The organism is Acidovorax sp. LjRoot66, from assembly GCF_964253305.1.
In the GTDB taxonomy this organism is placed as follows: domain Bacteria; phylum Pseudomonadota; class Gammaproteobacteria; order Burkholderiales; family Burkholderiaceae_C; genus Acidovorax.
Genome location: NZ_CAXUQU020000001.1, coordinates 5,357,501 through 5,379,330, shown reverse-complemented (window position 1 = coordinate 5,379,330; position 21,830 = coordinate 5,357,501). Strand labels below are relative to the sequence as shown.

General features: G+C 67.2%; 21 protein-coding genes (1 of these 21 cut by a window edge). All 21 read left to right on the top strand.

The window, feature by feature from the left end:
• Nucleotides 1-84 precede the first annotated feature (84 nt).
• Nucleotides 85-855 (top strand): 5'/3'-nucleotidase SurE, encoded by a 771-nt coding sequence (surE, locus tag ACSQ3Y_RS25305; RefSeq protein WP_057205328.1) that lies wholly within the window; start codon nt 85-87, stop codon nt 853-855.
• Nucleotides 855-1,652, top strand: coding sequence for a protein-L-isoaspartate(D-aspartate) O-methyltransferase (locus ACSQ3Y_RS25300; protein ID WP_436179249.1), 798 nt, complete (start codon nt 855-857; stop codon nt 1,650-1,652). Before surE ends, ACSQ3Y_RS25300 begins: the two co-directional genes overlap by 1 nt.
• Before the next feature lie 13 nt (nt 1,653-1,665).
• Nucleotides 1,666-2,565, top strand: a complete 900-nt coding sequence (locus ACSQ3Y_RS25295) for a peptidoglycan DD-metalloendopeptidase family protein (RefSeq protein WP_057268962.1) — start codon at nt 1,666-1,668, stop codon at nt 2,563-2,565.
• On the top strand, nt 2,562-3,605 hold the full coding sequence (locus ACSQ3Y_RS25290) for an RluA family pseudouridine synthase (RefSeq protein WP_436179248.1): 1,044 nt from the start codon (nt 2,562-2,564) through the stop codon (nt 3,603-3,605). Before ACSQ3Y_RS25295 ends, ACSQ3Y_RS25290 begins: the two co-directional genes overlap by 4 nt.
• Nucleotides 3,606-3,804: 199 nt before the next feature.
• Complete coding sequence (gene scpB / locus ACSQ3Y_RS25285) at nt 3,805-4,794, top strand: SMC-Scp complex subunit ScpB (protein ID WP_436179247.1); 990 nt, start codon at nt 3,805-3,807, stop codon at nt 4,792-4,794.
• Nucleotides 4,791-6,536 carry a pseudouridine synthase gene (locus ACSQ3Y_RS25280; RefSeq protein ID WP_436179246.1) on the top strand — a complete coding sequence of 582 codons (1,746 nt, stop codon included), beginning with the start codon at nt 4,791-4,793 and terminating at the stop codon, nt 6,534-6,536. The genes scpB and ACSQ3Y_RS25280 overlap by 4 nt, the downstream gene beginning before the upstream one ends.
• Nucleotides 6,537-6,634: 98 nt before the next feature.
• Nucleotides 6,635-7,060, top strand: coding sequence for a nucleoside-diphosphate kinase (gene ndk / locus ACSQ3Y_RS25275; RefSeq protein WP_007848912.1), 426 nt, complete (start codon nt 6,635-6,637; stop codon nt 7,058-7,060).
• An 87-nt stretch (nt 7,061-7,147) separates the two neighbouring features.
• Nucleotides 7,148-8,329: a 23S rRNA (adenine(2503)-C(2))-methyltransferase RlmN gene (gene rlmN, locus ACSQ3Y_RS25270; RefSeq protein WP_436179245.1), complete on the top strand. Its 1,182-nt coding sequence runs from the start codon at nt 7,148-7,150 to the stop codon at nt 8,327-8,329.
• A gap of 26 nt (nt 8,330-8,355) precedes the next feature.
• Nucleotides 8,356-9,192 carry a type IV pilus biogenesis/stability protein PilW gene (gene pilW, locus ACSQ3Y_RS25265; protein ID WP_057205337.1) on the top strand — a complete coding sequence of 279 codons (837 nt, stop codon included), beginning with the start codon at nt 8,356-8,358 and terminating at the stop codon, nt 9,190-9,192.
• Nucleotides 9,193-9,232: 40 nt separating this feature from the next.
• Nucleotides 9,233-10,144: a helix-turn-helix domain-containing protein gene (locus tag ACSQ3Y_RS25260; RefSeq protein WP_436179244.1), complete on the top strand. Its 912-nt coding sequence runs from the start codon at nt 9,233-9,235 to the stop codon at nt 10,142-10,144.
• Nucleotides 10,145-11,461, top strand: coding sequence for a flavodoxin-dependent (E)-4-hydroxy-3-methylbut-2-enyl-diphosphate synthase (gene ispG / locus ACSQ3Y_RS25255; protein WP_057205342.1), 1,317 nt, complete (start codon nt 10,145-10,147; stop codon nt 11,459-11,461).
• A 173-nt stretch (nt 11,462-11,634) separates the two neighbouring features.
• Nucleotides 11,635-12,900, top strand: coding sequence for a histidine--tRNA ligase (gene hisS, locus ACSQ3Y_RS25250; RefSeq protein WP_436180170.1), 1,266 nt, complete (start codon nt 11,635-11,637; stop codon nt 12,898-12,900).
• 15 nt (nt 12,901-12,915) lie between these two features.
• Entirely contained in the window at nt 12,916-13,602 is a 687-nt protein-coding gene (locus tag ACSQ3Y_RS25245) for a YfgM family protein (protein ID WP_436179243.1), read from the top strand.
• Complete coding sequence (gene bamB, locus ACSQ3Y_RS25240) at nt 13,599-14,771, top strand: outer membrane protein assembly factor BamB (RefSeq protein ID WP_436179242.1); 1,173 nt, start codon at nt 13,599-13,601, stop codon at nt 14,769-14,771. The genes ACSQ3Y_RS25245 and bamB overlap by 4 nt, the downstream gene beginning before the upstream one ends.
• Nucleotides 14,772-14,784: 13 nt before the next feature.
• The gene (gene der, locus ACSQ3Y_RS25235; RefSeq protein ID WP_436179241.1) at nt 14,785-16,128 is read left to right on the top strand and encodes a ribosome biogenesis GTPase Der; all 1,344 of its coding nucleotides are present in this window, start codon (nt 14,785-14,787) and stop codon (nt 16,126-16,128) included.
• Nucleotides 16,129-16,404: 276 nt separating this feature from the next.
• The gene (gene hfq / locus ACSQ3Y_RS25230; RefSeq protein WP_057205382.1) at nt 16,405-16,659 is read left to right on the top strand and encodes an RNA chaperone Hfq; all 255 of its coding nucleotides are present in this window, start codon (nt 16,405-16,407) and stop codon (nt 16,657-16,659) included.
• A 63-nt stretch (nt 16,660-16,722) separates the two neighbouring features.
• A complete protein-coding gene (hflX, locus tag ACSQ3Y_RS25225) occupies nt 16,723-17,898 on the top strand; it encodes a GTPase HflX (protein WP_057268969.1) in 1,176 nt (391 codons plus the stop codon).
• Nucleotides 17,899-17,951: 53 nt separating this feature from the next.
• Entirely contained in the window at nt 17,952-19,334 is a 1,383-nt protein-coding gene (gene hflK, locus ACSQ3Y_RS25220) for an FtsH protease activity modulator HflK (RefSeq protein WP_427999837.1), read from the top strand.
• 9 nt (nt 19,335-19,343) lie between these two features.
• Nucleotides 19,344-20,255, top strand: coding sequence for a protease modulator HflC (gene hflC, locus ACSQ3Y_RS25215; RefSeq protein ID WP_427999838.1), 912 nt, complete (start codon nt 19,344-19,346; stop codon nt 20,253-20,255).
• 192 nt (nt 20,256-20,447) lie between these two features.
• Entirely contained in the window at nt 20,448-21,596 is a 1,149-nt protein-coding gene (locus ACSQ3Y_RS25210) for an ATP phosphoribosyltransferase regulatory subunit (protein ID WP_057205364.1), read from the top strand.
• A gap of 29 nt (nt 21,597-21,625) precedes the next feature.
• A protein-coding gene (locus tag ACSQ3Y_RS25205; RefSeq protein WP_057205367.1) for an adenylosuccinate synthase crosses the window boundary here: on the top strand, nt 21,626-21,830 show its 5' end (the start). It continues 1,172 nt past the right edge of the window; the window shows 205 of its 1,377 coding nt (coding positions 1-205); its start codon is at nt 21,626-21,628; its stop codon lies beyond the right edge, outside the window.

Genomic DNA, 21,830 nt, shown 5'->3' with positions numbered 1-21,830 from the left:
TCTGGCCGTGCGATGTCCCCCGAGCGACGGGGGCACCCGTGTCGGTCGCGTCCTACAATCCACGGCAAACCCCGACCACACTCCATGAAGATCCTGATTTCCAACGACGACGGCTTCCAGGCCCCTGGCATCGTGGCGCTGCATGGCGCGCTCAAGACGCTGGCGGGCGTGGAGGTGGAAGTGGTCGCGCCCGAGCACAACAACAGTGCCAAGTCGAACGCGCTGACCCTGCATTCGCCGCTGACCGTGACCAAGGCGGCCAACGGCTTTCGCTATGTGAACGGCACGCCGGCGGATTGCGTGCACATCGCCCTCACGGGCTTGCTCGGGTACCGGCCCGACCTGGTGGTCTCGGGCATCAACAACGGCGCCAACATGGGCGACGACACCATCTACTCGGGCACCGTGGGCGCAGCCATGGAGGGCTATCTCTTCGGTGTGCCGGCCATTGCCTTCTCGCAGGTGGACAAGGGATGGGGCGAGATCGAGGCGGCCGCCGCCAAGGCGCGCGAGATCGTGGAGCAGATGCTGGCGCAGAGCCTGGTGACCGAAGTACCCTGGCTGCTCAACGTGAACATTCCCAATATGCCGCTGGCGGCGCTCAAGCCCATCAAGCTGTGCCGCCTGGGGCGCCGGCATGCGGCCGAGCGCGTGATCGTGCAGGAAAGCCCGCGCGGCGAGGCCATGTACTGGATCGGCAACGCGGGCGCGGCCAAGGACGATGCCGAGGGCACCGATTTCCATGCCACGGCGCAGGGGCATGTGGCCATCACCCCCTTGAAGGTAGACCTCACGGACCACGACAACCTGGGCTACTGGGCGCAGACCGCCTCGAAGCTCGCGGCGGGCATGTGATGCAGCGGCGTCCCGGATTTCCCGCCAGGCTCCCGGGCAGCGGAGCACCCGCACCACGCCCTGCAGGGGCGGGCGCGGGCGCACCCAAGGGCACCGGGGCCGGGCTGGGCCAGCGGGCTCCGGCTGCTACGGCGGTGGGCGTGGGCCTCGATTCGGCGGCCGTGCGCAACCGCATGGTGCAAAAACTCGCGGCCGGGGGCATCACCTCGCCTGCCGTGCTGCAGGCCCTGGCGACGGTGGAGCGCCACCGCTTCGTGGACAGTGGCCTGGTCAACCAGGCGTATGAAGACACCAGCCTGCCGATCGGCCTGGGGCAGACGATTTCCAAACCCAGCGTGGTGGCGCGCATGTGCGAGCTGCTGCTCTCGGCCGAGAGTGCCCGACCCGCCGGGCTGGGCCGCGTGCTGGAGATTGGCACCGGCTGTGGCTACCAGGCGGCCGTGCTGGGCCTGCTGGCGCGCGAGGTCTACACCATCGAGCGCCTGCGCGGCCTGCACGACAAGGCGCGCGACAACCTGCGCCCGTTTCGCCTGGCCAATGTGCACCTGATGCTGGGCGACGGCATGCTCGGCTACGCCAAGGGTGCCCCCTATGCGGCCATCATCGCCGCAGCCGGAGGCGACGCCGTACCGCAGGAATGGTGCGACCAGTTGGCGATGGGCGGAAGGCTGGTGGCGCCCATGGCGGTGGCCGGTGGGCAGCAGATGTTGCTGGTAATTGACAAGACCCCACACGGGTTGAAACAAAGCGTGCTCGAGCCGGTTCACTTTGTCCCTCTAAAATCGGGGATTGCCTGAAGGGAAAATGCTTATGTTGGTATCGCGTGGTCTTGTTGCAGGGTTTACCGTGGCGTTGCTGTTGGTGGGCTGTGGAACACGGATGACCAAGGCCCCTGTGGAGGACCGGGGAACCTATGCCGGTGCCATGACCACCACGAACGGATCGCCGCAGCCCGGGGTGGTGGCCGCGCCCATCAAACCCCTGCCGGGGGCAGAGAATGCCGGAAAGCCCGGCTACTACACCGTCAAGCCCGGTGACACACTGATCCGCATCGGCCTGGAGAACGGGCAGGGCTGGAAGGACATTGCCCGCTGGAACAACCTGACGAACCCCGACCTGATCGAGGTGGGCCAGGTGCTGCGCGTCGTCGCACCCGGCACGAACCCGCCGCCCGTGATTGCCGCCGATACCGGCGTGGTCACCCGCCCGGTGACCTCCACGACCATCACCCCATCGACCCCGACGGCGACCCCATTGCCGCCCGCATCCACCGCCAGCGGCGCCAAGCCTGTCACGCCTGCGCCAGCCGTGGCTGCCGCACCGGCACCGAGCGCGGGTGAGGACGACCTGAACTTCATCTGGCCCGCATCGGGCTCGCTGCTGGCGGGCTTCGACGAGGCCCGCAACAAGGGCTACGACATCTCCGGCAAGGCCGGTGACCCGGTGCTGGCCGCTGCGGATGGCCGCGTGGTGTATTCGGGTGCCGGCCTGCGGGGCTATGGCAACCTGGTGATCCTCAAGCACAACAACACCTTCCTCACGGCCTATGCGCACAACCAGACGCTGCTGGTCAAGGAAGACCAGACCGTGCGCAAGGGCCAGAAGATCGCCGAGATGGGCAGTACCGACGCCGACCGCGTGAAGCTGCACTTCGAGATCCGCCGCCAGGGCAAGCCGGTGGACCCCGCACGCTACCTGTCGGCGCGTTGAGCGCCGTGGTGGCGCCCGCGCACCCCGGCACCGAGCCCGGCCTGCCCGGGCCGGACGAGGAGGGGGCCGGCGAGGAGTGGGCGAGCGAGGAAGCGGGCGGGGCCGATGCCGAGCTGCGCCAGATGCAGGTGGGCACGGCGCAGCATGCGGCCCGGCTGGACCGGGCGCTGGCCGAGCTGGTGCCCGAGCTGTCCCGCAGCTACCTGCAGCAACTGCTGGCCCAGGGGCTGGTTCGCCTGAACGGCAGCCCGGCCACCAAGGCATCGCTCAAGGTCAAGGCGGGCGACGGCCTGACCCTGGAGATGCGCCCCACGCAGCAGAGCCAGGCCTTTCGGCCCGAGGCGATGGACATCGACGTGGTCTACGAGGACGAGCACCTGCTGGTGGTGAACAAGCCTGCTGGCCTGGTGGTGCATCCGGCCCCCGGCAACTGGAGCGGCACCTTGCTCAACGGCCTGCTGGCGCGCGACCCCAAGGCGCTGCTGGTGCCGCGCGCGGGCATCGTGCACCGGCTGGACAAGGACACCAGCGGCCTGATGGTGGTGGCGCGCGAGCGCGCCACCATGGACGCGCTGGTGGCCATGATCGCCGCGCGCAGCGTGCACCGCCAGTACCTGGCGCTGGCGCACAAGCCCTGGGCAGGCAATGCCCGCCGCACGGTGGCGCAGCCCATCGGCCGCGACCCGCGCAACCGCCTGCGCATGGCCGTGGTCGACCTTGCCAGCCATGCCGGCAAGCCGGCGCGCACGGATTTTCGCCTGCTGGAGGGCGCGGACCAAGGCTGCTGGGTGGAGTGCACGCTGCACACCGGCCGCACGCACCAGATCCGCGTGCACATGGCCTCCATCGGCCACCCGCTGGTGGCCGATGTGCTCTATGGCGGCGTCCCTGTGGGCGCGCTGCAGCGCCAGGCGCTGCATGCCTTTCGCCTGGCGTTCACCCATCCGGTCACGGGCCAGCCGCTGGAGTTGCATGCACCGCTGCCCCTGGATATGCGCGATGCACTGTCTTTTTGGGGCCTGCGTTACAATGGCGCATAGCGAAACGCAGGTATCTGTGTTTCCAGGCCTGACCGGCCCTGGGGCGTGAACACCACGCCCTGAACCCGAAGACGGAATCCCGCCGGGCCCCCGCGTCGCGCCAGCGGCCGCGCAATATGCGCCCCTTTGATGGATCCCTGCTGTTGGTGTGGCCCCTTGTCACGACACGTGCCGCCTTTTTTCCCGGAATCGCTGAACCATGAACACGGTGGATGCCAAACGGGTCCTTGAGACTGCCCTGATTTGCGCGCAGCAGCCCGTGCCGCTGCGCGAAATGCGGGTGCTGTTCAACGACGCCCTGGGTACGGACACGCTCAAGCTGCTGCTGCTCGACCTGCAGCGCGACTGGTCCCACAGCGGGGTGGAGCTGGTGCAGGTGGCCACCGGGTGGCGCCTGCAAAGCCGCCCCGAAATGCGCGAATACCTGGACCGGCTGCACCCCGAGAAGCCGCCCAAGTACACGCGCGCCGTGCTGGAGACACTGGCCATCATTGCCTACCGCCAGCCGGTGACGCGCGGGGACATCGAGGACATTCGTGGGGTGACGGTCAACAGCCTGATCATCAAGCAGCTCGAAGACCGTGGCTGGGTCGAGGTGATCGGCCACCGCGAGACGGTGGGGCGGCCTTCGCTGTTTGCCACCACGCGCCAGTTCCTCGACGATCTGGGCCTGGCCTCGCTGGACCAGTTGCCCATGCTGGAGGATGCCTCGGGCCATGCCAACGTGCTGGAGGCCATGGCCGCTGCAGCGCAGGGCGTGATCGGGTCAGAGGAAGAAGAGGGTGCTGCCGGGGAGGCTGTGGGTGAGGAACCCGGTGCCCAGGCTGCGCCGCAAGGCGGGGAGGGCGGTGAAGCCGCCGCCCCCGTGCCATCCGTCGAAGACGGTGGGCATGCCGGCGAGGGTGGCACGCAGGCGCAGCAGAACCTGCTCGACCTGGATGGCCAGCTTGAAGGCGAGGCTGCGGTGCCCGATGTGCCGGCCGACGGTGCGGCGCAAGAGGCGCCCGCCCGGCTGGAGCCGGACAGCCAGTTGCTGGCCGGCAGCGGTGAAGAAGACACGACGGGCGGTACCGGCCCGGCAGACTCCGCACCCGCTGCGGATGATTTGAACAAGAGCGCGCAGAGCGATGAAGAGCTGCGCGATGACGATGACGATGCCCGCCGTGGCATCCAGGGAAAGCTTCCATGAACGATTCGACGACACCCGACGCATTGCCCGACGCCCCCGGCACCGAGCAACCGCCCGAGGCGGCCACGCCGCCCGCCAAGCCGCGCCGCGCGCCGCGCAAGAAGGCGGTGGTGCAGGCCGATGAAGCCGCCGCCGTGGAGGCTCCCGTGGCGCCCGCCGAGGCATCGTCGGCACTGGATGCCGGTAGCGAGCCTGCGGTGAAAAAGCCACGCAAGCCGCGCCAGCCCCGCGTGGCTGCCGATGTGGCCGATGGAGCCGAGGCGGTGGAGTCCGCGCCGCCTCTGGCCGTGGCGCCTGCAGAGCCCTCAGCTGCCCTGGATGCTCCCGCAGCGGTCGATGGCGACGCAGTGGACAGGGCGCCCGTGCCGGCCGTGGTATTGGTCGACCGTGCGCCCGGCGCGCGCATCTATGGCGACGCCCCCGCCGCAGCGCGCGGCGATGCGCAGGAGCGCCGGGAGGGCCGCAAGGAAAGCCATGGCAAGGGGCAGAACCACCAAGGTCAGGGGCCCAAGGGACCCAGGCCGCAACACGGCGTGCAGGGCTACCAGTTCGAGGACGTGGTGTCTGGCCAGTTCGATGCGGACGAGGAGTCCGGCGAGGAGGTGCCCCTCAAGCGCGTGCTGCTGCCCCAAGTGGAGACACCCAAGCTGCACAAGGTGCTGGCGCAGGCCGGCCTGGGCTCGCGGCTGGAGATGGAGCAGCTCATCCTGGAGGGCCGCATCTCGGTCAATGGTGAGCCGGCCCACATCGGCCAGCGCATCCAGTTCGGCGACCAGGTCAAGGTCAATGGCAAGCCCATCCGCTACCGCATCGACCCGCCACCGGCACGTGTCATCGCCTACCACAAGCCCGTGGGTGAAGTGGTGTCGCACGACGACCCGCAGAACCGGCCCACCGTGTTCCGCAAGCTGCCGCGCCTGCAGCAGGGCAAGTGGCAGTCCGTGGGCCGGCTGGACCTGAACACCGAAGGCCTGCTGCTGTTCACCAGCTCGGGCGAGCTGGCCAACAAGCTCATGCACCCGCGTTTTGGCCTGGAGCGTGAGTACGCCGTGCGCGTGCTCGGCGCCCTGAGCAATGAAGAAAAAGCCAAGCTGATCGAGGGCGTACGCCTGGACGACGGCATGGCCGCCTTCGGCTCCATCGAGGACGGTGGCGGCGAAGGTGCCAACTGCTGGTACCGCGTCACCATTTCCGAAGGCCGCAACCGCGAAGTGCGGCGCATGCTGGAGTCGGTGGGCCATGCGGTCAGCCGGCTGATCCGCATCCGCTATGGCGCCATGGTGCTGCCGCGCGGCCTCAAGCGCGGCGCGTTCCTGGAGCTGGACGAAAGCGACATCCGCGCACTGGTGAAGGCCGCAGGCGCCGGGCGCGACCCGTTGGAAGACCGTGGCGATGCCGCGCCGGGCGAAGCTGCCCCCGCAGGCAACAAGCGCGGCAACATCCGCCGTGGCGGCCCGCGCGGCGACGGCAGCCGCCGTGACCAACCTCCGGGCGCCGGTGCCAACGGCCCGCGCGGCCAGAAGCCCCGCCGCGATGGCGGCGGTGGTGGCCAGGGTGCTCGGGGTGGCAATGGTGGTGGCAACAACAATGCCGACCGCGCGCGTGGCGGCTCGGCCCAGCCCGATCCGATGAAGACCTCGGTCGGCTACATCGGCACCGACAGCCTCTCGCGCCACCGCCAGGCCCAGCGCGCCCCCGGTGGCGGCGGTGGTGGCGGCCCGCGCCGTGGCCGTGGCCGCTGATTCACAGGGGTTACCCGGCGCACGGTTAGAATCGAGGGTTTTGTCCGCTGGGCAAAAGAATCCGCATCGTTTATATCAATCCAATCAGGAAAAACACCATGGCAATCGAACGCACTCTCTCCATCATCAAGCCTGACGCAGTCGCCAAGAACGTGATCGGCCAGATCTACGCCCGTTTCGAAGCTGCCGGCCTGAAGGTCGTGGCTGCCCGCATGGTGCACCTGTCGCGCCTGGAAGCCGAGCAGTTCTACGGGGTGCACAAGGCACGTCCCTTCTTCAAGGACCTGGTCGATTTCATGATCTCCGGCCCCGTGATGATCCAGGCCCTGGAAGGCGAAAACGCCATCCTGAAGAACCGCGAACTGATGGGCGCCACCGACCCCAAGAAGGCAGAAGCCGGCACCATCCGCGCGGACTTCGCCGACAGCATCGACGCCAACGCCGTGCACGGTTCCGACGCTGCCGAAACGGCTGCCGTCGAAATCGCCTTCTTCTTCCCCGGCCTGAACATTTACACCCGCTGAGATGGTGGTCCCCATGCTTGAGCCCACCCCGGTGGGGCGGCCGCACCATGGGGACGACTGCGAGCGGTTACCCGAAGGGATGCCGCTATGACCACGACTGAAACCGCCACCGCTGTGGTTGCCGCGCCAGCGACAGCGACCCCGGCCAAGACCACCAACCTGCTGGAGTTCGATCTCGACGGGTTGGCCGCCTTCTGCGAAAAGCTCGGGGAAAAGCGCTTTCGCGCGACCCAGCTGTTCCGCTGGATCCACCAGCGCGGCGCGCGCGATTTTGATGCCATGAGCGATCTGGCCAAGGCCCTGCGCGACAAGCTCAAGGGCTGCGCGCACGTGCAGGCGCTGCCGGTCATCTCCGAGCATGTCTCTGCCGACGGCACCGTCAAGTGGCTGTTCGACGTGGGCGGCGGCAATGCGGTCGAGGCGGTGTTCATTCCCGAGGACGACCGCGGTACGCTGTGCGTTTCCTCCCAGGCCGGTTGCGCCGTGGGATGCCGGTTCTGCTCCACCGGCCACCAGGGCTTCAGCCGCAACCTCACCACCGGTGAGATCGTGGCCCAGTTGTGGTTTGCCGAGCACGCGCTGCGCGCGCGCCTGGGCAAGACGGAGCGCATCATCTCCAACGTGGTGATGATGGGCATGGGTGAGCCTCTGCAGAACTACTCGGCCCTGGTGCCGGCGCTGCGCGTGATGCTGGACGACCATGCCTACGGCCTGTCGCGCCGCCGCGTGACGGTGTCCACCTCGGGCGTGGTGCCCATGATCGACCGGCTGGCGCAGGACTGCCCCGTGGCCCTGGCCGTTTCGTTGCATGCACCCAACGATCCGCTGCGTGACAACCTGGTTCCACTGAACCGCAAATACCCGATCGAAGAGCTGCTGGCCGCGTGCAACCGCTACCTGGAACACGCGCCGCGCGACTTCATCACCTTCGAATACTGCATGCTGGACGGGGTCAACGACCAACTCGAGCATGCGCAGCAACTGATCGACCTGGTCAAGCCCGTACGCGGCGCGGGCGTGCGCTGCAAGTTCAACCTGATCCCCTTCAACCCGTTCCCGGCGTCGGGCCTTTTGCGTTCGTCACAGGCGCAGGTGCTGGCCTTTGGCAAACTGCTGAGCGACGCGGGCATCGTGACCACGGTGCGCAAGACGCGCGGCGACGATATCGACGCCGCTTGTGGTCAATTGGCCGGTGACGTCAAAGATCGCACAAAAGCGGCGGAACGCATGGCCAAACAGCGCACAATCGCGCTCAAACTGGTGACATGACACAACGAACTTGAAGGAGGCTCTACATGGTGGGATTGGTTGAACGCTGGCAGCGCATGGGCCGCTGTGCGCTCCTGGCCTGTGGGGTGGTGGCTGGCGTGGCAGGGCTCTCGGGCTGTGCGAGCGGCGGCAGTGGCCCCTCGGCCGGCGAGCCCGGCGGTGCTGTCTTCACCCAGTCCGATGAGCCCGAGGCGCGCCGCCGCGCGCGCATCCGCCTGGAGCTGGCGACCAACTACTTCGAGAACGGGCAGACCACCGTGGCGCTGGACGAGGTCAAGCAGGCCCTGGTCGCCGACCCCACCTATTCCGACGCCTTCAACCTGCGCGGCCTGATCTACCTGCGGCTCAACGAGTTTGGCCAGGCCGAAGAGAGCTTTCGTCGCGCGCTCGGCCTGCGCAGCAACGATCCGAATCTGCTGCACAACCTGGGCTGGCTGCATTGCCAGCAGCGCAAGTACGCCGAGGCCGACCAGAGCTTCGTGACGGCCCTCGCCAACCCGGCCTATACCGCGCGCAGCAAGACACTGATGGCGCGCGGCCTGTGCCAGATGGAAGCCGGCCAGGTGGCCGAAGCCGAGCAGTCGCTGCTCAAGGCCTATGAGCTCGATGCTGCCAACCCGGTGGTGGGCTACCACCTGTCGTCGCTGCTGATGCGCCGCAATGAGCTCACGCGGGCGCAGTTCTACATCCGCCGCCTGAACAACAGCGATTTCTCGAATGCGGAAACGCTGTGGCTGGGCATCAAGGTCGAGCGCGGCCTGGGCGACACGGTGGCCATGCGCCAGCTGGGTGATCAATTGCGCAGGCGTTTCCCGGAAGCGCGTGAGACGGGTGCCTATCAGCGTGGGGCTTTCAATGAGTGATTCGGTGACAGGGGTTTCGGTGCACGCAGAGGCACAAGAGATGGCTGGAGGGCGGACGGCCGGTACCTTGCTGCGCGAAGCGCGCATGGAGGCGGGCCTGCACATTGCGGCGCTGGCCGTGGCCCTGAAGGTGCCGGTGGCCAAGCTGGAGGCCCTGGAGGCCGACAACTTCGCGGTGCTGCCTGACACGGTGTTCGTGCGGGCTCTGGCATCCAGCGTGTGCCGCACCCTCAAGATCGACCCGGCGCCCATTCTGGCGCTGCTGCCGCAAAGCAAGAGCCCGCGCCTGGTGGCGGGCAATGCGGGGATCAACGCGCCGGTCAAGGGCAGCAGCTCCAGTGCGGGCAATGGCTCCTTTGCTCCAGCGTCCTCGGGCGGCAAAAAGTCCTGGGCCATCGCCGTGGTGGTGCTGGCCTTGCTGGCGGGTGCCCTGGCCATCATGTTTGTCCCTGCCGACCGCAATCCGTTCGGCGGCAGCGCGGGAGACGATGCGCCGGCGTCTCCACCCGTGGCTGCCCAGGAGCCGCAAGCCCCCGTGGCTGCGGCCTCCGGCCCGGCCGCTGTGCCCGCACCCGCTGCGGCTGTGGTGGCCGCGCCTGCTGCGACGTCTGCGGCCCCTGTGCCTGCGGCAAGCCCTTCCGCTGCGGTGGCAGCCAGTGCGGCCACCCCGGCCGTGGCGGCATCGACCCCCGAAGCGGCTGCGGCTGCCTCGGCCTCCAGCGTGCTGACCCTGAGTGCGCGCGGCGCCTCGTGGGTGCAGGTGCGCGATGCTGGCGGAACCATTGCGCTGCAGAAGAATCTGGCAGTAGGGGAGTCGGTGGCCGTTTCGGGCACGCTCCCTCTGGCGGTGGTGATTGGCCGGGCCGATGTGACCGATGTGTTTGTGCGTGGCAAGCCATTCGCGCTGACCACCGTTTCGCGCGACAACGTTGCGCGCTTTGAGGTGAAATAAGTGGACAAGTCCCTGATCGATCTGGCCCCGATTGCCATTGCCCAGCCCGCCCCTCGGCGCTCCCGCCAGGCCCGTGTGGTCTGGGGCTCGCGCGTGGTCACGGTCGGGGGTGATGCGCCGGTGCGCGTGCAGTCCATGACGAATACCGACACGGTGGATGCCATCGGCACCGCCATCCAGGTCAAGGAGCTGGCGCAGGCCGGCTCCGAGTTCGTGCGCATCACCGTCAACACGCCCGAGGCGGCGCAGGCGGTGCCCTACATTCGCGAGCAGCTCGACCGCATGGGTGAGACCGTGCCGCTGGTGGGGGATTTCCACTTCAACGGCCACCGCCTGCTGACCGACTACCCGGACTGCGCGCAGGCGCTGTCCAAGTACCGCATCAACCCCGGCAACGTGGGCAAGGGCGACAAGCGCGACCGCCAGTTCGGCCAGATGATCGAGGCCGCCATCCGCTGGGACAAGGCGGTGCGCATCGGCGTGAACTGGGGCAGCCTGGACCAGGAGCTGCTGGCCGAGCTGATGGACACCAACAGCCGCCGCGCCCGGCCCTGGGAGGCGCGCCAGGTGATGTACGAGGCGCTGATCACCTCGGCCATCGAATCCGCCCGCCGTGCGGAAGAAATGGGCCTGAACGGCGACCAGATCATCCTCTCGTGCAAGGTCAGCGGTGTGCAGGACCTGATTTCCGTGTACCGGGCCCTGGCCCAGCGCTGCGACTACGCGCTGCACCTGGGCCTGACCGAGGCCGGCATGGGCACCAAGGGCACGGTGGCGTCGGCCACGGCGCTCTCCATCCTGCTGCAGGAAGGCATTGGCGACACCATCCGCGTGTCCCTGACCCCGCAGCCCGGCGAGGCCCGCACCCAGGAAGTGGTGGTGGCCTCCGAGATCCTGCAGTCGCTGGGCTTGCGCATCTTTGTGCCCAGCGTGACTGCCTGCCCCGGCTGTGGCCGCACGACCAGCACCACCTTCCAGGACCTGGCCAAGCAGATCGACGACTACCTGCGCGCGCAGATGCCTGTGTGGCGCGTGAAGTACCCGGGCGTGGAAAAGCTCAAGGTAGCGGTCATGGGTTGCATCGTCAACGGCCCCGGCGAGAGCAAGCATGCCGACATCGGCATCAGCCTGCCCGGTACCGGTGAAGCCCCGGCCGCCCCGGTGTTCATCGATGGCGAGAAGGCCCTGACCCTGCGCGGCGAGAACATCGCCGCCGAGTTCCACCAGCTGGTGGAAAACTACATTGAAAAGCGCTTCGGCGGCTCCCATCCGGTGGCTGCCCCGGCGGTGGGTGCGCCTGACAGCGCGCTCGCCTGACCCGGCGGCGGCCGACGCCCCTGCGACAATCGCACCCTGCGGGCCCGAACGGCCCAGCGAGGCGCCTCCCCGGAGCCGCCTCCCGTACCCCTATTCAACTGGAAACCATTGCCGTGAGTAAAGACGTATCTGCCGCCGCCGCCAAGCCCGAGAAACTGGTGGCGGTCAAGGGCATGAATGACATCCTGCCGCCCGACTCTGCCCGCTGGGAGTGGCTGGAGGAGAAGGTGCGCAGTCTGATGGCGCGCTATGCCTACCGCAACATGCGCACGCCCATCGTCGAGCCCACGCCGCTGTTCGTGCGCGGCCTGGGCGAGGTGACCGACATTGTCGAGAAGGAGATGTACTCCTTCGAAGACCGCTTGAACGGCGAGCGCCTGACCCTGCGCCCCGAGGCCACGGCCGGCGTGGTGCGTGCGGTGGTCGAGCACAACATGCTCTACGAAGGCGGCAAGCGCCTGTACTACATGGGCCCCATGTTCCGCCACGAGCGCCCCCAGCGCGGTCGCTACCGCCAGTTCCACCAGATCGGTGCCGAGGCCCTGGGCTTTGGCGGGCCCGAGGTGGATGCCGAGCTGATCCTGCTGGCCAACGCGCTGTGGAAGGAGATCGGGTTGACCAACGTGCGCCTGGAGCTCAACAGCCTGGGCCAGCCCGAGGAGCGCAAGGCGCACCGTGCGGCGCTGATCGCCTATTTCGAGCAGAACGCCGACCAGCTGGACGAGGAGGCGCGCCGCCGCCTGCACGCCAACCCGCTGCGCATCCTGGATACCAAGAACCCGGCCATGCAGGCGCTGGTGAATGCCGCGCCCCGGCTCATCGACTTCCTGGGCGCCGAGTCGCTGGCGCACTTCGACGCGGTCAAGGCCATCCTGGACGCCAATGGCGTGGCCTGGACGGTCAACCCGCGCCTGGTGCGCGGCATGGACTACTACAACCTCACGGTGTTCGAGTTCATCACCGAGCAATTGGGCTCGCAGGGCACCATCTGCGGCGGTGGGCGCTACGACTACCTGATCGAGCAGATCGGCGGCAAGCCGGCCCCGGCCGTGGGCTGGGCCCTGGGTGTGGAGCGCGTGCTGGAGCTGGTCAAAGAGCAGGGCGCCCAGGTGCCGGCGCTGGTGCCGGATGTCTATGCCATCATCCCCAGCCGTGCGGCGCTGCCCGTGGCCAGCCGGGTGCTGGAACAACTGCGTGCCCAGGGCATAGAGGTGCAGATGCACGGCGCGCCAATGGCGGGCGAGGGCATGGGCAGCATGAAGTCCCAGTTCAAGAAAGCCGATGGCAGCGGCGCGCAGTATGCTTTGGTGTTTGGCGACGAGGAGCTTGCGCGCGGCGTGGTGGGCGTCAAGTCCCTGCGCGATGGCGCCGGCGCCCAGGTGGAGCAAACCATCGCCAATGTGGCCGATTGGGCCGCCACCCTACAATCCAACCGTTAATTCTTACCTACCTCCATGGCAAATCATTTAGACCTCGAAGAGCAGGAACAACTCGACCAGCTCAAGCACTTCTGGAACAACTGGGGTACCTTGATCAGCTGCGTGCTGATCGTGGTCTGCGGTTCGCTGGCGGCATGGAACGGTTACCAGTACTGGCAGAGCAGCCAGGCCACGAAGGCGGCGGCGCTGTTCGATGCGGTCGACGTGGCCAGCCGTGCCAAGGACCAGGAACGCCTGGAACGGGCCTTCGGCGACCTCAAGGCCGGCTACGCGGGCACGCCCCAGGCGGCCCAGGCGGGCTTCACCGTGGCCCGCAACCTCATGGAAGCGGGCAAGCCCGATGGCGCGCGCGAAGCGCTCGCCTGGGTGGCCGAACATGCCGGCGACGATGGTTTCAAGGCGCTGGCCAGGCTGCGCCTGGCCTCCGTGCTGACCGAGCAGAAGAAATACGACGAAGCGCTGGCCCAGCTCTCGGGCTCGCTGCCTGCCGCGTTCGAAGGCGTGGCTGCAGACCACCGTGGCGACATCCTGATGCTGCAGGACAAGCGCACCGAGGCCCTGGCCCAGTACACCAAGGCCTACAAGGCCATGAACGAAGACGTGGAATACCGCCGCCTGGTCGAGGTCAAGCTCAACACGCTGGGCGCCAACCCTGCCGCCGATACCGTGGCGGCCGCCAAGACGGCAGAGGCTGCAAAATGAGCGCGCAGACTCTGATCCGCACCCACCTTCGTCCGGTCCGTGGCCTGGCGCTGCTGGCCCTGGCGGCGGCGCTGGCCGGCTGCTCGGTGATGCCCGGCGGCTCGTTCTGGGGCGCCCCCAAGCCCGTGCCTGCCGACCTCGGTGCCAATGTGCCCGTGCTGGGCGTGCGCCAGGCATGGACCAGCAAGGTCGGGGCGGTGGCGGGCCTGTCGCTGGATGTGCGCGTCAATGGCACCACGGTGACCCTGGCCTCGGCCGACGGCACGGTGGCTGCCATCGATGCCCGCACGGGCGGCGACATCTGGCGCCTGGCCCTGGCCGAGCCGCTGTCGGCCGGTGTCGGCAGCGATGGCAAGCTGGCGGCCGTGGTGGCACGCAGCAATGCGCTGATCGCCGTTGAGTCCGGCCGTGAGCGCTGGCGCCAGCCCATGGCCTCGCAGGTCTTCACCGCGCCGCTGGTGGCGGGTGGCCGCGTGTTCGTGCTGGCGGCTGACCGCACCGTGATCGCTTTCGACGCCGCCACCGGCAAGCGCCTGTGGACGCAGCAGCGCCCCGGCGAGCCCCTGGTGCTGCGCCAGGATGGCGTGCTGCTGGCGGTGGGCGATACCCTGGTGGTGGGCCTGTCCGGCCGCCTGGTGGGCCTGAACCCCGACAACGGCAGTGCCCGCTGGGAGGCCCCTCTGGCCAGCTCGCGCGGCACCAACGACGTGGAGCGCTTGGTGGAACTGGTGGGGCGCAGCAGCCGCGTCGGCGAATCGGTGTGCGCCCGTGCCTTCCAGTCGGCCGTGGGCTGCGTGAACACGGTGCGCGGCAACGTCGCCTGGACCCAGCGCGCCGCCGGCGCCGAGGGCATCGACGGTGACAAGGATGCGATCTTCGGAACCGAGAGCAATGGCTCGATGGTGGCCTGGAACCGCAATGACGGCACGCGCCTGTGGGGCTCGGATCGCCTCAAGCACCGCAAGCTGACCACGCCGCTGTTGCTGGGCCGCTCCGTGGTGGTGGGCGACGACACGGGTCTGGTGCACCTGCTCTCGCGCACCGATGGCGCGCCCCTCAATCGCATGACCACCGATGGCTCCGGCATTGCCGCAGCGCCGGTGGCTGCAGCAGACACCCTGGTGGTGGTCACCCGCAATGGCGGAGTATTCGGCTTCCGCCCAGAATGATGGATCGTATTCAATGAAGCCAGTTATCGCCCTCGTGGGGCGGCCGAATGTCGGTAAATCCACGCTGTTCAACCGCCTGACGAAGACCCGCGACGCGATCGTGGCGGACTTCGCCGGGCTCACGCGTGACCGCCACTACGGCAATGGCAAGCAGGGCAAGCACGAGTACATCGTCATCGATACCGGGGGCTTCGAGCCCGATGCCTCCACCGGCATCTACCGCGAGATGGCCAAGCAGACGCAGCAGGCCGTGGCCGAGGCCGACGTGGTCGTCTTCGTCGTGGATGCGCGCGCCGGTGTCTCGGCGCAGGACCATGACATCGCCAACTACCTGCGCCGGCTGTCCAAGCCCTGCGTGCTGGTTGCCAACAAGGCCGAAGGCATGGTCGAGGGCGTGCAGCTGGCCGAGTTCTATGAACTGGGGCTGGGCGAGGTGTTCCCGGTGTCGGCTGCGCATGGCCAGGGCATCAGGGGCCTGGTGGAGATTGCGCTCGAGCCGCTGAACCTGCCCGACCCTGACGAGGCCGATGCCTCCGACGACAAGAGCATCATCAAGCTTGCCGTGGCGGGCCGCCCCAATGTGGGCAAGTCCACCCTGATCAACACCTGGCTGGGCGAAGAGCGCCTGGTCGCGTTCGACATGCCGGGCACCACGCGCGATGCGATCACCGTGCCTTTCGAGCGCAACGGCCAGCGCTTCGAGCTGGTGGACACGGCAGGCCTGCGCCGCAAGGGCAAGGTCTTCGAGGCGATCGAGAAGTTCTCGGTGGTCAAGACGCTGCAGGCCATCGAGTCGGCCAACGTGGTGCTGCTGCTGCTCGATGCCACGCAGGGCGTGACCGACCAGGACGCGCACATTGCCGGCTACATTCTGGAGAGCGGCCGCGCCGTGGTGCTGGCCGTGAACAAGTGGGATGCCGTGGACGAATACCAGCGCACGCTGCTGGAGCGCTCCATCGAAACCCGCCTGTCGTTCCTGAAGTTCGCCTCGATGCACTTCATCTCAGCCAAGAAGCGCCAGGGCCTGGGCCCGCTGTGGACCTCCATCGTGCAGGCGCACAAGGCGGCCACCTGCAAGATGTCCACCCCCGTGCTCACCCGCCTGCTGCTGGAGGCGGTGCAGTTCCAGGCGCCCAAGCGCGCGGGCATGTTTCGCCCCAAGCTGCGCTATGCGCACCAGGGCGGCATGAACCCGCCGGTGATCGTGATCCACGGCAACTCGCTGGAGCATGTGACCGAGGCCTACAAGCGCTTCCTGGAAGGGCGTTTCCGCAAGGAGTTCGACCTGGTGGGCACGCCGCTGCGCATCGAGGTCAAGACCTCGCACAATCCCTACGCGGACAAGGACGAGGGCTGACCCCGGGGAGAGGGCGCCGCACGGCTCCTTCGTGGCCACGGCATATGCTGCATTGCAGCATGGTTATTGCATCGCCCTGGTTTGGTGAATGGCGCGCAGAAGTAACTATCTGTTTCTGTCGCCGCATATTCATCCGCGGTATTCCCTGGTGAGAACCTCGGTTCGGCGTGCAGAAAGGCCGGGTTGGCGAAAGGCCATGTCACCAGGCGGCAAAAGTCCCACTTTGCTGTGGTAAGGTGGTGGTTTACAACAACATCTTTGAACACGGAGAATATCGTGAGCAATAAAGGCCAACTTTTGCAAGATCCTTTCCTGAACGCACTGCGTAGGGAGCATGTACCTGTTTCCATCTACCTGGTGAACGGTATCAAGCTGCAAGGGCAAATCGAATCGTTCGACCAGTATGTGGTGTTGCTGCGCAATACCGTGACGCAGATGGTCTACAAGCATGCGATCTCCACCATCGTGCCCGGTCGTGCAGTCAATTTCTCGACGGCCGAAACCCCTGATGCAGACGGCGCCGGCACCTGAGTTGCGGCATCCAGTTCAGCATTCAATTCTGGGTCAGATGGTCATGGGCGGAGGCCATCCGCTTTGAGTACCCCCGCATCTTCTGACGCGGGTGGTGCCTCGGTGTTGCTGGTGGGGGTGGATTTCGGTCTTCCCCATTTCGATGGCGAGCTCGAAGAGCTGGGTTTGCTTGCGCAAACTGCGGGGCTCAACCCCGTGGCGCGCCTGACCTGCAAGCGCAAGGCACCCGATGCCGCCCTGTTCGTGGGCAGCGGCAAGGCCGATGAAATCCGCACCCTGGCCCAGATGCACGGTGCGGTGGAGGTGCTGTTCGACCAGTCGCTCAGCCCTGCGCAGCAGCGCAACCTGGAGCGCAACCTGGAGCTGCCGGTCTCTGACCGCACCTTCCTGATCCTCGAAATCTTTGCGCAGCGGGCCCGCAGCCATGAGGGCAAGTTGCAGGTGGAACTGGCCCGGCTGCAGTACCTGAGCACGCGCCTTGTGCGCCGCTGGTCGCACCTGGAGCGCCAGACCGGCGGCATCGGTGCGCGCGGCGGTCCGGGCGAAAAGCAGATCGAGCTCGACCGCCGCATGATCGGCGAGGCCATCAAGCGCACGCGCGAGCGGCTCGTCAAGGTCAAGCGCCAGCGCTCGACCCAGCGCCGCCAGCGCGACCGGCGCGACACCTTCACCATCTCGCTGGTGGGCTATACCAACGCCGGCAAGTCCACGCTGTTCAATGCGCTGGTCAAGGCCCGCGCGTACGCGGCCGACCAGCTGTTTGCCACGCTCGATACCACCACGCGCCAGCTCTACCTGGGCGATGCGGGGCGTTCGGTGTCGCTGTCCGACACGGTGGGCTTCATCCGCGACCTGCCACACGGCCTGGTAGATGCCTTCCAGGCCACGCTGCAGGAGGCGGTGGATGCCGATCTGCTGCTGCATGTGGTGGATGCCTCCAACCCCAACTTTCCCGAGCAGATGGACCAGGTGCAGCGCGTGCTGCACGAGATTGGCGCGGCCGACATTCCGCAACTGCTGGTGTTCAACAAGCTCGATGCGCTCGACGCCGAACAGCAGCCCGCGCTGCTGGAAGACCAGTACGAAGTGGAGGGGCAGATGGTGCCCCGCCTGTTCGTGAGCGCACGCTCCGGCCAGGGCCTGGACTCCCTTCGCCGTGTGCTGTCCGCACGGGTGTTGGCGGCGCAGGAGGACATGACCCCAGCTGATGCTGCCCCATTGCCGGCCCAAGAGGAGTGATTGGGCACAATGCCGTTTTGATCGATGCCACCAGAGAACCAGAGACTTTGCGCATGAATTTCCAAAATCGCACCCTACGCTGGGCTTCGCTGCCAGAACGTATCCGGGGCATGTTCAATCTGAACGATCCCCGCTGGGGCCGTGGCGAAGACAAGCCGGACGACGGCGCACGCCCGGACGAGCGCCCGCCGGCGCCGCCCCCTGCAGGCAATCGCGGGCGCGAGAACAACAAGGGCCAGGGCAATGGCCAGCCACCGGATCTGGATGAACTGTGGCGTGACCTCAACCGCAAGCTCGGCGGCCTGTTTGGCGGCAAGGGCGGCGGCGGTGGCCGGGGCACGGGGGGCGCTGGCAACGGCGGCTTCCAGCCGCCCGACATGAAGAGCGCGGGTGTGGGCGTGGGCCTGATCGCCGGCATCGTCTTCGTGATCTGGATGGGTACGGGCTTCTTCATCGTGCAGGAAGGCCAGCAGGCCGTCATCACCCAGTTCGGCAAGTACAAGAGCACGGTGGGTGCGGGCTTCAACTGGCGCCTGCCGTACCCGATCGAGCGCCATGAGCTGGTGTTCGTGACGCAGATCCGCTCGGCCGACGTGGGCCGCGACAACATCATCAAGAGCACGGGCCTGCGCGAGTCGGCCATGCTCACCGAAGACGAGAACATCGTCGAGATCAAGTTCGCCGTGCAGTACCGCCTGAGCGATGCACGCGCCTGGCTGTTCGAGAGCAAGAACCCCTCGGACGCCGTGATCCAGGCCGCTGAAACGGCGGTGCGCGAAGTGGTGGGCAAGATGCGCATGGACACGGCCCTGGCCGAAGAGCGCGACCAGATCGCGCCGCGCGTGCGCACGCTGATGCAGACCATCCTGGACCGCTACAAGGTGGGTGTCGAAGTGGTGGGCATCAACCTGCAGCAGGGCGGTGTGCGCCCGCCCGAGCAGGTGCAGGCGTCCTTCGATGACGTGCTCAAGGCCGGCCAGGAGCGCGAACGTGCCAAGAACGATGCCCAGGCCTATGCCAACGACGTGATCCCGCGTGCCGTGGGTTCCGCATCGCGCCTCAATGAAGAGGCGGCTGCCTACAAGGCCCGCATCGTGGCCCAGGCGCAGGGCGATGCGCAGCGCTTCTCGTCGGTGCTGGCCGAGTACCAGAAGGCGCCCCAGGTCACCCGTGACCGCATGTACATCGAGAGCATGCAGCAGATCTACGGCAACGTGACCAAGGTGCTGGTGGATTCCCGCCAGGGCTCCAACCTGCTGTACCTGCCGCTGGACAAGATCATGCAGAGCGTGGCCACCGGCACGCCAGGCGCCCTGGATGCGCAGCCCGCCAGTGCTGCGGCCACCACGGTGGTTCCGGCTGCGCCTGCGGCCCCTTTTTCGAATGACCCCCGGGCGCGTGACAGCAGTCGCACACGCGAACGTGAATCCCGCTAGGAGCAGCTCGTGAACAGAGTCGGATTTATCGCATCCACCCTCCTGGTGGTGCTTGCACTCATGAGCTCCATGCTCTTCGTGGTGGACCAGCGCCAGTTCGGCGTGCTCTACGCGCTTGGGCAGATCAAGGAAGTGATCACCGAGCCGGGCCTGAACTTCAAGCTGCCGCCGCCGTTCCAGAACGTGACCTACATCGACAAGCGTCTGCTCACGCTGGACAGCCCCGATACGGAACCTATGCTCACGGCAGAAAAGCAGCGCGTGGTGATCGACTGGTATGTGCGCTGGCGCATCTCCGAGCCCACCCAGTACATCCGCAACGTCGGTCTGGATGAAAGCGCCGGTGCCATGCAGCTCAACCGCGTGGTACGCAATGCCTTCCAGGAAGAGATCAACAAGCGCACCGTGAAGGAGCTGCTCTCGCTCAAGCGCGAAGCGCTGATGGCCGATGTGAAGCGTGAAGTGCTGGAAACCGTGCGCGGCGCCAAGCCCTGGGGCGTGGACGTGGTGGACGTGCGCATCACGCGCGTTGACTATGTGGAGGCCATCACCGAGTCGGTCTACCGCCGCATGGAGGCCGAGCGCAAGCGCGTGGCCAACGAACTGCGCTCCACCGGTGCGGCCGAAGGCGAAAAAATCCGCGCCGATGCGGATCGCCAGCGCGAGATCGCCATTGCCAACGCCTACCGCGATGCCCAGAAGATCAAGGGCGAGGGCGATGCCGAGGCCGCTCGCATCTACGCCGAGGCCTTTGGCCGCGACCCGCAGTTTGCGCAGTTCTACCGCAGCCTGGAAGCCTACAAATCGAGCTTCAACAAGAAGAGCGACGTGATGGTGGTCGATCCCTCGTCGTCGGAGTTCTTCAAGGCCTTCCGCGGCGGCACGGCTTCTACGGCGCAGCCTGCAGCCCCGCGCAAGTAAAAAAGCGGCGCCAGGCGCACAGCGGCAGCCTCTGCATTGCAGGGCTGCCGTTTTTTTTGGCCGCTCTACCTCCTGCGGGACGGGGTGACTCCATGTGTTTCGCGCGCTTGATGGCCTTGTTGGTCGGTCCCCGTTGGAGGGGCCTTGGCCGGTGCCGGTAGAATCACGGTTTTAACAGCCTCCCCTTTTCTCATGTCTGCTTGGGTCCTGCCGGATCACATTGCCGATGTCTTGCCGTCCGAAGCGCGGCACATCGAAGAATTGCGTCGCGGGCTGCTCGACACGGCGCGCTGCTATGGCTATGAGCTGGTCATGCCGCCGCTGCTGGAGCACCTGGAATCCCTGCTGACCGGTACCGGCGAGGCGCTGGACCTCCAGACCTTCAAGCTGGTGGACCAGTTGTCGGGCCGCTCCATGGGGCTGCGTGCGGACACCACGCCCCAGGTGGCGCGCATTGATGCCCACCTGCTCAACCGCAAGGGTGTGACACGGCTGTGCTACTGCGGCCCCGTGCTGCACACCCGCCCCGACCGCCCCCATGCCACGCGCGAGCCGCTGCAATTTGGCGCCGAGATCTATGGCCATGCCGGGCTGGAGGCCGACCTCGAAGCCCTGCAGCTGGCGCGTGAATGCCTGCGCGTGGCCGAGGTGCGCGACACCACCATCGACCTGGCCGACGTGCGCATCGTGCGCAGCCTGCTGGCCGGTGTGGCGGTGGATGCGCCGTTGCTCAGCCGCATCCATGCCGCCCTGGCGGCCAAGGACGCGAGCGAACTGGCAACGCTGACCCGTGATTTCCCTGCGGCATCGCGCCAGGGGCTGCTGGCGCTGCTTCAGCTGTATGGTGACGAGTCCGTGCTGGCCGAGGCCGACAAGGCCTTGAAGCACATCGCCGGCGTGGCTGAAGTGCTGTCGCACCTGCGCTGGCTGGCCTCGCGGCTGGACGGCGCCGTGGTCACCTTCGACCTGGCCGACCTGCGTGGCTATGCGTACTACAGCGGCACCCGCTTTGCCATCTATGGCAAGGGTGCCAGCGATGCGCTGGTGCGTGGCGGCCGCTATGACGAAGTGGGTGCCGTGTTCGGCCGCAACCGGCCTGCGGCCGGCTTCAGCCTGGACATCAAGCAACTGGTGAGCGTGGTGTCCCCGCGCGCCCTCAAGGCCGCCATCCGCGCGCCCTGGGGCGAGGCGAGCGACGTGAATGCCGCCATTGCCGAGCTGCGCCGCCAAGGCGAGACGGTGGTATGTGTTCTGCCTGGGCATGGGAGCGAAGTCGATGAGTTCCACTGTGACCGAGAGCTGGTGCAGATTGCGGGCCAGTGGGTCGTGCAGGCTGTTTGAGTTAATTGCAATTGAAAATTGGGTCTGAGATGAAAGCAACCAAAGGTCGCAACGTAGTGGTGGTCGGAACCCAATGGGGTGACGAAGGCAAGGGCAAGCTGGTCGACTGGCTCACCGAGAGCGCGCAAGGCGTGGTCCGGTTCCAGGGTGGCCACAATGCCGGCCATACGCTGGTCATCAATGGCGTGAAGACCGCACTGCACCTGATCCCTAGCGGCATCATGCGCCCCGGCG

Excerpts from the sequence above, each read along its gene's own strand:
- scpB (WP_436179247.1), top strand. The coding sequence starts at position 3,805 with ATGAACACGGTGGATGCCAAACGGGTCCTTGAGACTGCCCTGATTTGC.
- bamB (WP_436179242.1), top strand. The coding sequence starts at position 13,599 with ATGAGCGCGCAGACTCTGATCCGCACCCACCTTCGTCCGGTCCGTGGC.
- ndk (WP_007848912.1), top strand. The coding sequence starts at position 6,635 with ATGGCAATCGAACGCACTCTCTCCATCATCAAGCCTGACGCAGTCGCC.
- ACSQ3Y_RS25280 (WP_436179246.1), top strand. The coding sequence starts at position 4,791 with ATGAACGATTCGACGACACCCGACGCATTGCCCGACGCCCCCGGCACC.
- hisS (WP_436180170.1), top strand. The coding sequence starts at position 11,635 with ATGAATGACATCCTGCCGCCCGACTCTGCCCGCTGGGAGTGGCTGGAG.
- ACSQ3Y_RS25300 (WP_436179249.1), top strand. The coding sequence starts at position 855 with ATGCAGCGGCGTCCCGGATTTCCCGCCAGGCTCCCGGGCAGCGGAGCA.
- ACSQ3Y_RS25210 (WP_057205364.1), top strand. The coding sequence starts at position 20,448 with ATGTCTGCTTGGGTCCTGCCGGATCACATTGCCGATGTCTTGCCGTCC.
- der (WP_436179241.1), top strand. The coding sequence starts at position 14,785 with ATGAAGCCAGTTATCGCCCTCGTGGGGCGGCCGAATGTCGGTAAATCC.
- ACSQ3Y_RS25260 (WP_436179244.1), top strand. The coding sequence starts at position 9,233 with ATGGCTGGAGGGCGGACGGCCGGTACCTTGCTGCGCGAAGCGCGCATG.
- hflK (WP_427999837.1), top strand. The coding sequence starts at position 17,952 with ATGAATTTCCAAAATCGCACCCTACGCTGGGCTTCGCTGCCAGAACGT.
- surE (WP_057205328.1), top strand. The coding sequence starts at position 85 with ATGAAGATCCTGATTTCCAACGACGACGGCTTCCAGGCCCCTGGCATC.
- ACSQ3Y_RS25295 (WP_057268962.1), top strand. The coding sequence starts at position 1,666 with ATGTTGGTATCGCGTGGTCTTGTTGCAGGGTTTACCGTGGCGTTGCTG.
- rlmN (WP_436179245.1), top strand. The coding sequence starts at position 7,148 with ATGACCACGACTGAAACCGCCACCGCTGTGGTTGCCGCGCCAGCGACA.
- pilW (WP_057205337.1), top strand. The coding sequence starts at position 8,356 with ATGGTGGGATTGGTTGAACGCTGGCAGCGCATGGGCCGCTGTGCGCTC.
- ACSQ3Y_RS25245 (WP_436179243.1), top strand. The coding sequence starts at position 12,916 with ATGGCAAATCATTTAGACCTCGAAGAGCAGGAACAACTCGACCAGCTC.